Below are 14,024 nucleotides of genomic sequence, written 5' to 3'. Positions count from 1 at the left end.
CTCTTTTGGTAGCGAGATTAAAAATGGTTTTCAGATAACACCTCTTCCAGTAATAATTGACCGCCGCGCGGGTAGGCGGTTTTTTCTGCTTTACCGATGGCAATCATCATGGCGATGACGTACCCCTTGGGCAAGCGAATTAAGCGCGCTACTTCTTCTCTATCAAAGCCAACCATTGGGCAACTGTCGTAATCCAATCCTTTGGCCGCTAGCATGATGGTTTGAGCAACAATGCCACATGAGCGCATGGCTTCATCGCGTTGAATTTGCTCTTTTCCAGCATAAAACGCGTGCATCATTGGCAGCAATATATCTTGACTTTCTTGTGGGCTATTAGCGACATAACGTTCTGGTCTGTCGCTCCAAGCATTAACATCGGCGCATAAAACGATCAATTCAGCCGCGTCCGCTACTTGTGCTTGCCCCCAGGCTGCGTCTTTCATTTTATGTCTGTGCAGTTGGTCTGTGACTCGAATAAAGCGCCAGTGTTGAATATTGTAAGAGGTAGGAGAGAGTATGGCTGCCGACATTATTTTGTCGAAATCTTCTGCTGGCATTTTGCTCTCTTTTTGATAGTGCTTAACCGCTCTACGTTGCTCAATAGCCTGAAAAACCTTCATAATTTTCCTTTTATTTTGATCTGTTGTTTGCTTGATAAATTGTTTGCTTGGCAGCCAGTGAGGTCACTGTCAATGGGCTGCAGTTAACGGGCCGTGCTTTACGAACGTGACTGTAAAGGCTTTCTGGTTGACTGATAAGTGGGGATGTCGGAAACTCATTGTTGAGTTTTAGTTGACAGTGGTGAGTGGAATGGAAACTTTTTCGGCAATACCTGTGTTTGTGGCCGTAGTGGAACATGGTAGTTTTTCTCAGGCGGCGATACGGCTAGGAACTAGCAAGTCTGCTGTGAGCAAGCGAATACGAGAGCCAGAAAGTAAACTCGGCGTGCAATTAATACACAGAACCACAAGACGATTGAGTTTGACCGAAGCAGGGGAGCGTTATGCGGAGTACGCTTTTAAAGCCTTTAGCGCTGCCAGCGAAGGGGTTGATTCCGTCACTCAGTTGCAAGGAAAGCCAAAAGGCTTACTTAAGATCAATACGCCAATGTCATTTGGCCGCTTACACATCGCGCCCTTGGTCGCAGACTTTCTTGCCCTGTACCCAGATATTGAGCTCAACATGGTCATGGACGACAAGGTGTTTGATTTGGTAGAAGGCGGTTTTGACTTGGCTATCCGAGCGGGAAACTTACAAGATTCCAGCCTAATCGCCAGACGTTTGGCACCCTGTCGCAGTGTGATTTGTGCGTCTCCTGACTACTTAGCAAAGAATCCGCTTCCACTGATGCCTGATGAATTACTCAAACATAATTGCATCCATTATTCGTATTTTAGCGGTGGCAGTGAATGGACATTACTGGGTGAATCCGAGCCAGTTAAAGTCAAAATCCGTGGTAACTATCAGGTTAATAACAGTGAAGCCTTGCAGCAAGCCGTGTTAGCAGGGCTAGGCATCGCTAAGATCCCGACCTTCATTGTGGGTAAAGACATTGCGGCAGGGAAGTTAGTCCCCTTGCTGACGGAATATGATCTACCGCTGCAAACACTGTATGCGGTTTTCCCTGAACGCCGTTATTTACCGACTAAGGTTCGTGTGTTTCTTGATTTTATTGTCGATAGACTGGGCGGAGATCACCCCTATTGGGATGAGCAATAGCAAAGCGTTGACTGTGCTTTGAGCGCCGCAAAAGTCGCTATGAGATGGCTTTACTCTGGCTGTGTGTATTTCTTTAAACGCCTGGTTATGTTATAAGGTAACAAATTATTTATAGCGCTAGATTTACTTATTCCTAATCGCAATAAATTCTTTAAAAACAACCACTTTTGACGAACTTTATTGATACGGTCTCTAAGCTAACGCATGCTACAAAAGCAACCTACATTGAGTCAGATTATCTGCTGCGTTTTATTGGTGCTTGCGCTTGGTTTTATATCGAGCGCACACGATACGGACCCAGATGAGGTTCATCACCAGCACCATCAATGTGAGTTGTTTCATTTTTCTCAACAGTGGCTGCCTGCTACTGAATTTGTCTGGCCTGTGGTGTATCCATCTCCCCAGCGCAGTATTCCTCTGTTTGTTTCCTTCTTTACTTTTGTAGCCCTAACGTCTCGCGCTCGGGCCCCGCCGTTATTTCGTTCTTTTCCTAACCTTTATTAACAAGAAAATTGACCATGCTGAAATTGGCTCTTATGGGGGCCATGATCAGGATGCGTCTGTCTATTTGATGATTACTTTAGAAGAGAAACCGAATGACAGAATTGTCTTACGCTGCAATTCGCCGTCGAAAAACGCGGATAAAAGCCGCATTAACAGGCGGTGTGGGCTTTGCCCTGTGCCTGATGTTTGTTTTATTTGGTCAAGCGACCAGTAACAACCAAACGCGCTCGAATACCTTGGCGATCAGTGGTCCATGGGAATTCACCAGCCTGGAGCCGTCGAAACAGGGGTATATTTATACGCGTATGAATATACTGGAAACCTTGATCAATGTGGATGCAAAAGGGGCGCTTATCCCAGGCCTTGCACGTACTTGGCAAAGCAGTGCCGATGAAAAGATCTGGACTCTGATGCTACAGCCTAACGTGCTATTTCAAGATGGCTCGCCCATGAATGCCACGTCGGTTGTCAGTGCGTTACGTTTTGCTCAAGACAAGCACGGCACATTGAAAAAAGCACCGATCGAAGCAATACGCGTGAAAAACCCACAGCAAGTAGAAATAGTGTTAAGCCAGCCGCACACTGTCTTACCGGCGTTGTTGGCGCACTATTCTACGGCGATTATGGCGCCAAGTGCTTACAACCAAGAAGGCGTGGTCACCAGCCTCATTGGTTCCGGCGCGTATGTTCTGGATACCTTTGAACCACCACACAAGTTGTCGGTTAAAGCCAATCCAATTTATTGGGGTATTAAGCCAAGCATTGAGTTTGCTCAGTATTTGACAGGACACCGTTCTGAAAGCCGTATCCTACAAGCCAAATCTGGCGAAGCGGACATAGTTTACAGCCTTGATGCTTCCATGCTGGATCAATTAAGCACAGCCGATGACGTGAAAGTGTACTCTCACCCCATTCCTCGTACCTTGTTGTTAAAACTGAATGCAGGTCATCCATTTTTAAATTCTGTAGAAGCGCGTCAAGCCTTGAGCCTTGCTATCAATCGACCAGCCATTGCTGAGCAAGTTTTGCATGTGGCGGAAGCAGCCAGTGATCAGATCTTTGCGTCTTCTATGGGGGCTTGGCATTTAGACCAGCCGCAAGAAAGCTATAGCCTAGCGAAAGCCGCTGATTTATTGGCGGGACTAGGTTGGCAAAAAGACGCACAAGGCTGGTTAGTCCGTGACGGTCAGCGTTTTCAACTGACTTTAACCACCTACGCGGATCGCCCAGAACTGACAACGGTTTCTACCGCATTGCAAGATCAATGGAAACGTCTTGGTGTCGACCTAAAAGTGGATGTAACCAACTCCAGTATGATTCCATCACGCCATGCGGACAACACCCTGGAAGTAGCGTTAATCGCCCGAAACTTAGGCGTAATAGCCGACCCAGTGTCGATAATGGCCAATGAATACACCCAGGGTGGTGGCGATTGGGGCGCTATGAATTGGTACAACACGCAAGTGGGTCAAGCCTTAGCACGACTCACTACCCAGAGTGACCAAGTGCAAGCCAAGCGTGATGCCAAGTTAGTAGCAACGGCTATTTATCAAGAAAAACCGGTAATTGCCGTCGCCAGTTACCAACAACATAACGCGGTCAACGCGCGCATCAAGGGCTATCAATTTGACCCTTTCCTAAGAGATTACTTTATTAACAAGATGGAGCTGGTCGACCATGTGGACGCTCATTAAACACCGAATTTTTCAAGTGATATTGGTTGTCTGGGGTGTCGGCACATTAACCTTCGTGTTGATGCGCAGTTTGCCAGGGGACATGGCCTACCGCATTGCGGCGAGCCGTTACGGTCAAGACAGCGTAGATTCTGCCGCCGCCGAATTGGTGCGCCAAGAGTTAGGACTGGACGCCAGCTGGTGGCAAAGTTACGCCCATTGGCTTGTGGATTTAATGCAATTTAACCTAGGTAAATCCTTAGTCAGTGGCTTGCCAGTGATCGACACCGTCCAGCACCAGTTAGGCCATTCTGTGTTATTGGCCTTTACCAGCGTGCTGCTCGCATCTTTGATCGCGATTTTCATTGGTGTGTTGTCGGCGTTTCGTCAGGGCACGCTAGACCACAGTTTTTTGTGGTTATCGACCTTGCTGCGCTCCATGCCTGTGTTTGTCATCGGCCTTATGCTGATTTTGATCTTTGCGGTGGCGTGGCCGATCTTGCCCGTCGCAGGCTTTGGTACTTGGCAACATTTGGTGCTGCCGACCGTGGCGCTGGCCTTGAGCCTTGCCGCTGTGTCTAACCGAGTGGTGCGCAACAACACACTAAAAGTCATTCGCGCGCCGTTTTATCAATTTGCCGCGATCAAGGGCTTGTCGCCGACACAAACCTTTGTTCAGCATGGCATTCGTAATATTTCTGTTCCTGTCATCGCCTTTATCGGCATTCAATTGGTGACGGTTATTGAAGGCATTGTGATGATCGAATCTTTGTTCTCGTGGCCGGGTATTGGCCATGGTTTGGCGCACGCCATTTTTGCTCGTGATATTCCTGTGATCCAAGGTTGTGCCCTGATGATGGGGGTCTTGTTTGTATTGCTCAATACCTGTGTGGATTTACTTTGTCACTGGATTGACCCAAGAGGAGCCCAAGCATGATGGCGCAACTTAACATCAACCAAAAAATAGGGGTGGGTTTGCTGCTTGGCTTGTTATTGGTCGCAAGCGGCATTGTGCAATGGTCTCCTTACCACATAGCCGATCAAGATTTGTCGGGCCGATTATTAGCCCCCAGTGCTGAGCATTGGTTAGGCACAGACCATTTTGGTCGTGACATGCTAACGCGCATCGCCAGTGCGATTCAGTTGTCGTTTGTGTTGAGCTTTTTCTGCGTGCTGACCTCGGCCACATTAGGCGTGTCTTTGGGTGTGATTACCGCATGGAAAGGCGGTCGTATGGCGCAAGGTATGGACGTGATCGTTAATATCTTGTTGGCATTACCAGGCTTGGTCTTGGTGCTGCTGTTTGCCGCCATCGTGCCAGGCTCTTTGCTGGTATTGTATTTGGCAATCACCTTAACCCAATGGGTCGAGTACTTCCGTGTGTCGCGAGCGATCACTAATACCATTATCAATAGCCCAGCACGTCAGCTGTCGCAAATGATGGGCTTTGGCCCTTGGTATCAGTTCCGTCGTCATATTTGGCCAGAGCTGACCCATTCTATTTTGACTCTTGCCTCGTTTGGCGGTGCCAATGCGATCTTGACCATGGCGTCACTGGGCTTTGTTTATGTGGGCATTCAGCCGCCGTTGGCGGAGCTGGGTCTGATGAGTGTCGAGCTGTTTCCCTATTATGCTCAAGCACCGTGGATTCTCGTGCAGCCATTGATCGCGATTGCGACCTTGGTTTTTGGCTTTCACCTTCTAGCAGGAAATAAACATGACAGCGCTCATTAAGGCCCAAGATTTAACCGTCCATTACCAAGGAAAATGCTTGGTCAATAAGGTGTCTTTTAGCGTTGAAAAAGGCCGTCCGTTAACCATTTTAGGGCAAACCGGCTCAGGTAAAACCTTGGTCGCGAAAGCCATCATGGGGCTGTTACCCAAGGTGCTAGACGCCAGCGGTGTGGTGGAAGTGTTTGGTAAGCCGGTAATGGCTCAGTCGCGCTCGCCATTGTGGGGCAAAAGCATCACCATGTTGCCCCAAGAGCCGTGGCATTCCCTTGACCCGCTGATGGCAAATTACCAGCAAGTGTCTGAAGTGTACGAGTCAGTGAAGGGCGAAGACGGCGAGACAGCGTTTAATCACGCCATCGCCGATTTAGACCATCTTGGCCTAAAAGACAGTGCTTTGAAGCGCCCGACCGAATTGTCTGGTGGCATGGCGCAGCGTTTGGCGATTGCCAGTGCCACCGCAGGGGGCGCCAACTTGCTGATAGCCGATGAGCCAACCAAGGGGCTAGACAGCAGTCGTCGCGATGACATCATCCAATTGCTGAAAAAAAGCGCCCAAGGGGGCAGCTTGCTGACCATTACCCATGACATCGATGTGGCTCAACAATTGGGCGGCGACATCTTGGTGATTAAAAATGGCGACATGATAGAAGCGGGCAGCGCCGAGTCTGTGTTAACCAATCCACAGGCTGAGTACACCAAGGAGCTGATCTATGCAGCGCCAGAATATTGGCAGCTAGAACCTGCTCCTGTGGCCGAGCGCAGCGCCATTTTGCAAGTGTCGGATTTGACCATAGGGCGTGGTAACAATGCCTTGTCGTCTGGCTTGAATTTAACGTGTCATGGCGGTGAAATCATAGGGGTTGTGGGCGACAGTGGCTGTGGTAAAAGCACCTTTGGTGACACGCTATTAGGCTTGTTGCTGCCGTTAAAAGGCGAGATCAACCCCTTGTTAGCCAACACCAAACCGCACCAGTGGTTGAAGTTGTTTCAAGATCCACCATCGAGCTTAAGCGCCCATGTGACGCTGCAAACCTTGTTGAACGACTTGGTGAAACTGCACAAACTCGATACCAAGAAAATAGCGCCGTTAATGCAAAAGCTTAACCTGCCTGAGTCCATCCTAGCGCGCTCTGCCAAAGACGTGTCTGGCGGTGAATTGCAGCGATTTTCGATCTTACGTGCCTTATTGTTGGAGCCGGTGTTTTTGTTTGCTGACGAGCCAACTTCACGCTTGGACCCCTTCATCGCCAAAGAAATCACCGAATTGCTCATCGCGCTCGCAAGGGAGCAGGGCTGTGCCTTATTGATCGTCAGCCATGACCCAGCGCTGATCGACAAATGTTGCGACACAGTGATCCGCTTGGATCAGCAAAAGCACAAAAGCGTGGCTTAATAGCGCGGCTTAGTAGAGTGAAGAGCTAGCTAGATAGCTAAGAGAAAACACAAGAAAAAACACAAGGAAGGGCGCTAAGGAGAGCGTAAGGCTTAAGGGAGTAAGCTAAAAAATGGCCGTGGTGAACAGAGATTCATCACGGCCATTTTTATTCAACGCTTATCAAAAGCAGAACAGTGACATCATCACTCTAGCCTAAGGCGTTGTCTTAAATCGTGTAGATTAGTGCTTAAGGCGAGTGCCGTAGCGCACTAAGTCTTTACCGGTTTCAAAGACTTCAACGCTGATCCAGCGGGCCAAAAGCAATTTTTGCTGCTCATCAAAGACAGCAACAAAGTGGCGGCCGTCTGAATTATTGGTGGCCATGCCTACCCCAGCAACGCCTTCCAAACCAAGAGCGCCGGTTTCTACACTCAGTAGAAAACGCTCAAGTTCGACTAAATTGGTGATTACTTCCTGATCGTCATTCATGTTAAAACTCTTTGTCTTTGTGCTTCGCAACGAAGCAACGAGGTTACAGATAGAATGCCGCTATTTTATAGAGAGTGACCGAAAACATAAACCTCCTAAACGAACTAATCAGGCACCAATAAGGGCGTGAGGCAGACGGCACTGGGCCTATTTGATTTGTGTTTTACAAACCGATGGGGGACTCTAGTGGTTCTATTCAGGCGTTATTTAATAGGGCAGTACGATGTTTACACCATCCAAAATTCGATTAGAGCCAACACCGCCTAGCCTTAGCGAGGTGGATCTCTCGCAATGCTTTGTCAGCAAAAAGCACTATAAAAAGGCACTCAAGCATTTGCAAAAACGCATGCTTGCCGTGCAACAAGCTTATTATCACCAAGGCTTGAGGGCGATTATTTGTGTCGAAGGCTGGGACGCAAGCGGAAAAGGCGGTGCCATTAGACGCTTAACCGAGTGGCTTGACCCTCGTGGTTACACTGTGTTTCCGATTGCTGCACCGACCGCGTCTGAGCAGGGTAAGCACTATTTGTATCGCTTTCAATCGCGCTTGCCGGCGCCTGGCAACATCGCCATTTTCGATCGCTCCTATTATGGGCGAGTGCTGGTGGAGCGCGTCGAACAATTCGCCACCGAACAAGAATGGCAAAGAGCCTACCAAGAAATAAACGAATTTGAGCGCATGCTAAGCGACGACGGCGTAAGGATCATCAAGCTGTTTGTCCACATCGATAAACAAGAGCAACTTACACGCTTTGCGGCACGATTAAGTAACCCGAAAAAACGCTGGAAACTCACCGACGAAGACATTCGCAACCGCGACAAATGGCCAGAGTACGAAGTCGCCATCAACGACATGTTTGCTTACACCTCAGAGGTGGATCGCCCGTGGACGTTAATCGCTGGGAATTATAAATGGTTCGCACGGGTGCAGTTTTTAACCGCCGTGGTAGAAGGGTTGGAAAAAGACGTGGATTTAACCTTACCGCCCATCGACCCAGCGTTGGTTAAACTGGTGAATGAGGAGCTGAAGGAGCAAAAATAGACGCGTTTGGTTTTTCTGTAATGAGAGCTGTGATCAGCGTTTTGATTGTTTGAAATCATTTCACAGGAGTCAAAATTAAGTAATGGAGAAAATTTATCTCACACGGTATCATAATCGCGAAATGAAATTGGAGCTGGGGAATGAGACAAAAAAATATCATTATTATCTTATTCGCCATGCTTGCTTTTCTTAGTCAAGCTTCTGCTTCTGTAGAAATAGTCAGTCCAATACAGCATGTTGCTATGCAAAACATGTCCTCTTCAGCCATGTCTAATAGTGATATGTCATGTCAAAAAGATTCTCTTGTAGCACCAGATTGCTGTAAAAACGCCCATAACTGCTCGATGGTATCCTGCTTAGCGACCCTTTCCATGGTTAAGCATCAGGTCTTGTTGCCTGAACGTATAATTACTCATAATAGCCCCAGCTTGGTTATTCATGAGTTACCGCAACATAATGTCTCTCTATATCGGCCTCCAATACTTGTCTAAATTTGGCTTAGTCTTTTGTTTTTGAAGGCTGTCCAAATCCATAAAAATTCTTAGTTTTTAACACCACTTTGATACGAAAGTGGCGATCCGCTCTGCTTTGAGCGTTTTACAGAATGATATTGGAGACAATGTATGTCTTTTACTCGAAATGTAGATCAGTTGCGTCCACACATTGTTGTGCTTCGGTTTGTTTATTTAACGGAGTGCGTACAATGACACAGTTAAAACCCCCATCTCATGAAACTAATTGTTCATCGAAATCAGCTCTTGCAAGCAAGGGGATTAGTCGTCGTCAATTTGTGTTCGGCGCTTCTGCTGTTCTCGCGTTTGCGACCATCCCTTTTTCAAAACATGCTGTTGCCAGTGCGATGGCTCAGTCTTTAACTCAGTTATCAGGCAAGGTATTCGATTTAACGATTGATTATAAAATCGTGAATATTACCGGGGAGCCTGCTCGTGCAACGGTCATAAATCAGTTGTTGCCTGGGCCATTGTTACGTTGGAAAGAGGGCGACATCGTCACCCTCAGGGTTAAAAACAACCTAGATCGTGATAGTTCATTACATTGGCACGGTATGATTCTGCCGACCGGTATGGATGGTGTTCCTGGGTTAAGTTTTGGTGGCATAAAACCTGGGGAAACCTTTGAATATCAATTTCCTGTGAAGCAAAGCGGCACCTATTGGTACCATAGCCATTCTGGGTTCCAAGAACAAACTGGCGCCTATGGTGCCATTGTTATTGATCCAAAAGAGCCTGATCCTGTCAGCTTTGACCGAGAATATGTAGTGATGCTTTCAGACTGGTCAAACGAGGCGCCAGAAAGCATTTATGCAAACTTAAAAAAACAGTCTGATTATTATAATTATCAGGAAAGAACCTTGTCGGACTTGTTTTCTGATATCAAAAAGCAAGGGCTGGTGAACACCTGGAAAACACGCTCTATGTGGAATCAGCAACGCATGAGTGACCGTGATATTTCAGATGTTACCGGCGCAACCTATACCTACTTAATGAATGGCAACTCACCCGCTCAGCCTTGGCAGGCTTTGTTCAAAGCAGGGGAAAAAGTGCGTCTGCGAGTGATTAACAGTTCTGCTATGACCATTTTTGACGTGCGAATCCCTGGATTAAAAATGACCGTAGTGGCCAGTGATGGGCAAAATATCCAGCCTGTTATTGTTGATGAGTTTCGTATAGGTGTAGCAGAAACCTACGACCTTATTGTTGAACCAGAAGCTGATAATGCCTACAGCCTGTTTGCGCAAAGTATTGATCGATCCGGCTACGCCATTGGTAATCTAACCTCGGATTATGGCTTATCTGCCAACGTTCCCTCCATGGACCCTGCGCCGATTCTTACTCATGGTGATATGGGCATGGATATGAACATGAACATGGACATGGACATGGAAAAAATGGGACATGATCATATGGCAATGAGCGCCGGAGTTATGCAAGGTGATGCCATGCAAAGTGACACTATGGATCATAGTGCTATGTCGATGGGCACTGGAGCTATGCACGGTGGTGCTATGCAAAACGGCGCCATGGACCATAATAGTATGTCCATGGCCCAAATCGGGTTGGCTGGTTATGGCAGCAACAGTGAAATACGCCATTTAAAATCAGAGCATGGCCCGCAAGTGGATATGCAGGCAGAGACGCCTAAAAATGGGATAAATGACCCTGGTATTGGATTGAGAGAGCATCAAGAAAAATACCATCGTAAGGTGCTCACATACGCCGACTTAAAAGGGCTGTATCCCACAAAGGATAAGCGCCAGCCGAGCAGAGAAATTCAGCTGCACTTAACGGGTAATATGGATCGTTACATGTGGTCTATTAATGGGATCAAATTTGCCGACTCAGTTCCGCTGGAGCTTGCGTATGGGGAAAGGGTACGAATTACCTTAGTAAACGACACAATGATGACCCATCCCATGCATTTACATGGTATGTGGAGTGAGCTTGAAACGGGAGATCCTGAGCACATTCCACGCAAGCACACTGTCTTGGTTCAACCCGGTTCGAAGGTGAGTTATTTGGTGACTGCGGATGCATTAGGGCAATGGGCATACCATTGTCATTTGTTGTATCACATGCCTGGTATGTTTAGAAAAGTTGTCGTCAAATAAGGAGCGCTTCATGAAAAATTTTAAATTACCCATCCTGACTTTGATGCTAGCAACGGCCTCTGTGGGGAGCTCTTTTGTTTATGCAGAAGCAGAAGATGACCCGTTATTAGCCAGTGTCATAATAGATCAGCTGGAAACAGGGATTAACTCTGAAGATACGACAAATGTCAGTGCCCAAGCCTGGCTTGGCTACGACTTAAATAAGCTTTGGCTGAAAGTTGATGGTGAATACACAAGCAGCAATGAGCAAGAGTTAGAAGTTCAAGCCCTTTACAGTCATGCAGTTGCACCCTATTGGAATTTACAAGTGGGTGTAAGACAAGATGTGCACCCAACACCCACTCGTCATTGGGCAGTGCTTGGGATTCAAGGCTTAGCTCCCTATTTTTATGATATTGATGCCGTTTTATTTATCGGAGAAGAGGGGCGCAGTGCACTGCGAGTAAGTGTTGAGCAAGATTTATTGATCACTCAAAAACTGATTCTAACGCCAGAGCTTGAAATGAATATTTACGGCAAAAAAGACGAACAAGTGAACATTGGCTCTGGTCTATCGGATATCAGTGCAGGGCTTAGATTAAGGTATGAAGTAACTCGTAAATTCGCGCCTTATATCGGTCTAGATTGGAGTCAAAAACTTGGAGACACAGCAGACCTTGTTCGCAATGATGGAGAAAGTTCAGGGGACACTGAGTTTGTTATTGGTGTGAAAGCTTGGTTTTGATGCTGATTAACAACACACAATTAAACTAACCTGCTGCTTGTTTAGCGAGGATTTTAGCCAAGGAAATTAGGTTAAAAAATCGGCTAACCAACTTATGAAACGCCTGCCACTGAATGAGGGTGAATACCTTTGTTCAGTGGCTTTTTTTAGTCATCTACTTTGCTAATGGATTTTCCCCATCACTTGAATAGTACCGCCCCATCAGAATAGCGACATGTGACAAATAATCGAAAAGTAATGGTCAAAAAATCTCCACAATTGTTAACTTATGTGACATAGTGTAAAGAGTCAACCAACCTTAAAAGAAGGTGATTTAAAACAATAACAAGGGTTTTAGCACAGCCTGCGAAAGGTGTTTGCCTGGCCCAGATTACATACTCCAAGGAGCGGTCAGTTTGCAGTCGAATACTACCCTTACGTTTTACAATCAAAATGCACAAGACTTCACCGACTCAACCATACGCGTTGATATGTCGGCCTTGTATCGTGAATTTTTGCCGACGATTACCCCAAACGGCCACATCTTAGACGCTGGTTGTGGCTCCGCCCGTGATGCCGCCTATTTCAAGCAACAAGGTTTTACCGTGAGCGCCTTTGACGCCAGCGAAGAGCTGGCGGCCTTAGCCAGCCAACATCTGCAACAAATCGTCGAAGTAAGCACTTTTCAACAACTGGACAGGGTCAATCAATACGATGGCATCTGGTGTTGCGCGAGCTTACTTCACGTACCGAAAAACGAACTCCCTAACGTCTTTATCAGACTGCAAAACGCCTTAAAGCCAAATGGCGTTTTATATGTATCGTTTAAATACGGAACAACAGAGCGTGTCGATAATGGCCGTGAATTCACGGATTTAAACGAAACCACCTTAACCAGCTTGATCGACGCGTGCCCGCAGCTAAACCTAATAAAGCATTGGCAAAGTGCCGATCAGCGTCCTGGGCGAGAAAGCGAATCTTGGTTAAATGCCTTGATCAAAGCGGTGCCAGAACGATGATGAGCGTCATGCAGCAACAGCTCGACTTTATCGCTTACATACAGCGCATGCTGGTGGAAGGGGATTTTAGTGCGACGTACAAGTTTGCTCTGTTGCACGCCATTGCTGATGTTTGCGTAGAACAAACGTCGTCATCGACGCCATCGCCCTTGATAGAGCAAGGTAAGCTCGCCATTAGCTTACCGACACTGGCGGATAAACTCCTCACTCTGTATTGGCATCACGCCATGCCGTTTTCAGCGGAGCATACAGGGGAGAGCGCATTGCTAAAACAGAATACAGGCGCGCAATCCAAAGTGATTAGCGTGTTGTTTGAGTGCCAACAAAACAACATACGCACCATGCGACAGCTCAAGCAAAGCCCGCACTATAAAGCCGCTTTTAGCGCGGCAATGAGCACACTAAAAACAGGCCCGCTGTGGCGTTTGCAAATACTCGCCAGACAAGAAGAATGCTTTTTATACCCTCATGAACTTTTTGGTGTGGGCAAAGAGCCGAAAAGCATCGTTTTGAATACTGGCATTGCTCAATGCTTTCGTCGCTTTTACGATCTTGTTGTCTATCTTGCGAGAAACGCATGGTTGCAAAAAATCCAAAGTATTAAACACAACCAAGTGTTAATCGGTCGCCAAAGCCAGCTACAAGAATTTCTATTTGGCGTAGACCGCAACGCACTGACGAAAGCCAAACCTGTGTTGATCGAGTTGCAGACCAACCAATGCTTTTACTGTCGTAAACCGATGAAAGGTGACGTAGAAGTGGATCACTTTATTCCGTTTTCTCGTTACGCCAACGACCTTGGCCACAATTTTGTTGCCGCTCATCGTACCTGCAATAACAACAAGCGTGACTTTCTTGCTGCGCCATTGCACCGCACCCGTTGGCAAGAACAGAACCTAGTGACTCATAACCAAATCATCAGCAATGAACTTGGTGACTATTTTCATTGCGATGCAGACACCTCACTTGCCGTTAGCAACTGGGCGTATCAGGTCGCGGAATCCAGTAACGCCAAACTCTGGCTTGGAATAAATGAATTTGAAGAAGCAGGGGCGGTGGCAGTGGCAGTGCAGCAACAAAATACATCGCTTGGATTAGTGGCAGAAGAACCTGCTGGGTATAAGGTTTAGGCTAACT

The 14,024-nt window shown here is 47.1% G+C and carries 14 protein-coding genes; 12 read left to right on the top strand and 2 right to left on the bottom strand.

Going from position 1 to position 14,024, the window contains the following annotated elements; translation table 11 throughout:
* Window positions 1-17 precede the first annotated feature (17 nt).
* Window positions 18-620 (bottom strand): nitroreductase family protein, encoded by a 603-nt coding sequence (locus V6259_RS06485; protein ID WP_341583815.1) that lies wholly within the window; start codon window positions 618-620, stop codon window positions 18-20.
* A gap of 190 nt (window positions 621-810) precedes the next feature.
* On the opposite strand from V6259_RS06485, the gene V6259_RS06480 reads away from it, so the two are divergent.
* From V6259_RS06480 to V6259_RS06455, 6 genes are all read left to right on the top strand, one after another.
* Entirely contained in the window at window positions 811-1,719 is a 909-nt protein-coding gene (locus tag V6259_RS06480; RefSeq protein ID WP_341583813.1) for a LysR family transcriptional regulator, read from the top strand.
* A 204-nt stretch (window positions 1,720-1,923) separates the two neighbouring features.
* A complete protein-coding gene (locus tag V6259_RS06475) occupies window positions 1,924-2,223 on the top strand; it encodes a DUF2607 family protein (RefSeq protein ID WP_341583811.1) in 300 nt (99 codons plus the stop codon).
* 92 nt (window positions 2,224-2,315) lie between these two features.
* The gene (locus V6259_RS06470) at window positions 2,316-3,917 is read left to right on the top strand and encodes an ABC transporter substrate-binding protein (RefSeq protein ID WP_341583810.1); all 1,602 of its coding nucleotides are present in this window, start codon (window positions 2,316-2,318) and stop codon (window positions 3,915-3,917) included.
* Window positions 3,901-4,833 carry an ABC transporter permease gene (locus V6259_RS06465; protein ID WP_341583809.1) on the top strand — a complete coding sequence of 311 codons (933 nt, stop codon included), beginning with the start codon at window positions 3,901-3,903 and terminating at the stop codon, window positions 4,831-4,833. Before V6259_RS06470 ends, V6259_RS06465 begins: the two co-directional genes overlap by 17 nt.
* Window positions 4,830-5,630, top strand: coding sequence for an ABC transporter permease (locus tag V6259_RS06460; RefSeq protein WP_341564524.1), 801 nt, complete (start codon window positions 4,830-4,832; stop codon window positions 5,628-5,630). Before V6259_RS06465 ends, V6259_RS06460 begins: the two co-directional genes overlap by 4 nt.
* The gene (locus V6259_RS06455) at window positions 5,614-7,023 is read left to right on the top strand and encodes an ABC transporter ATP-binding protein (RefSeq protein WP_341583808.1); all 1,410 of its coding nucleotides are present in this window, start codon (window positions 5,614-5,616) and stop codon (window positions 7,021-7,023) included. The genes V6259_RS06460 and V6259_RS06455 overlap by 17 nt, the downstream gene beginning before the upstream one ends.
* A gap of 222 nt (window positions 7,024-7,245) precedes the next feature.
* On the opposite strand, the gene V6259_RS06450 is transcribed toward V6259_RS06455, so the two are convergent.
* Window positions 7,246-7,494 (bottom strand): hypothetical protein, encoded by a 249-nt coding sequence (locus V6259_RS06450; protein ID WP_133003476.1) that lies wholly within the window; start codon window positions 7,492-7,494, stop codon window positions 7,246-7,248.
* A gap of 223 nt (window positions 7,495-7,717) precedes the next feature.
* On the opposite strand from V6259_RS06450, the gene V6259_RS06445 reads away from it, so the two are divergent.
* The 6 genes from V6259_RS06445 to V6259_RS06420 all read left to right on the top strand — a co-directional run bounded on the left by V6259_RS06445 (window position 7,718) and on the right by V6259_RS06420 (window position 14,017).
* A complete protein-coding gene (locus tag V6259_RS06445) occupies window positions 7,718-8,536 on the top strand; it encodes a polyphosphate kinase 2 family protein (RefSeq protein ID WP_341583806.1) in 819 nt (272 codons plus the stop codon).
* Between the two features lie 140 nt (window positions 8,537-8,676).
* Window positions 8,677-9,027: a hypothetical protein gene (locus tag V6259_RS06440; RefSeq protein WP_341583805.1), complete on the top strand. Its 351-nt coding sequence runs from the start codon at window positions 8,677-8,679 to the stop codon at window positions 9,025-9,027.
* 212 nt (window positions 9,028-9,239) lie between these two features.
* A complete protein-coding gene (locus V6259_RS06435) occupies window positions 9,240-11,165 on the top strand; it encodes a copper resistance system multicopper oxidase (RefSeq protein WP_341583804.1) in 1,926 nt (641 codons plus the stop codon).
* 10 nt (window positions 11,166-11,175) lie between these two features.
* A complete protein-coding gene (locus V6259_RS06430; RefSeq protein WP_341583803.1) occupies window positions 11,176-11,889 on the top strand; it encodes a copper resistance protein B in 714 nt (237 codons plus the stop codon).
* A gap of 395 nt (window positions 11,890-12,284) precedes the next feature.
* Complete coding sequence (locus V6259_RS06425) at window positions 12,285-12,887, top strand: class I SAM-dependent methyltransferase (RefSeq protein ID WP_341583802.1); 603 nt, start codon at window positions 12,285-12,287, stop codon at window positions 12,885-12,887.
* The gene (locus V6259_RS06420) at window positions 12,884-14,017 is read left to right on the top strand and encodes an HNH endonuclease (protein WP_341583801.1); all 1,134 of its coding nucleotides are present in this window, start codon (window positions 12,884-12,886) and stop codon (window positions 14,015-14,017) included. Before V6259_RS06425 ends, V6259_RS06420 begins: the two co-directional genes overlap by 4 nt.
* Window positions 14,018-14,024: the final 7 nt, after the last annotated feature.

This window comes from Marinomonas sp. TI.3.20, from assembly GCF_038155025.1.
In the GTDB taxonomy this organism is placed as follows: Bacteria; Pseudomonadota; Gammaproteobacteria; order Pseudomonadales; family Marinomonadaceae; genus Marinomonas; species Marinomonas flavescens.
The sequence above is the reverse complement of the archived record's forward strand: the minus strand, read 5'-3'. Positions and strand labels throughout refer to the sequence as shown.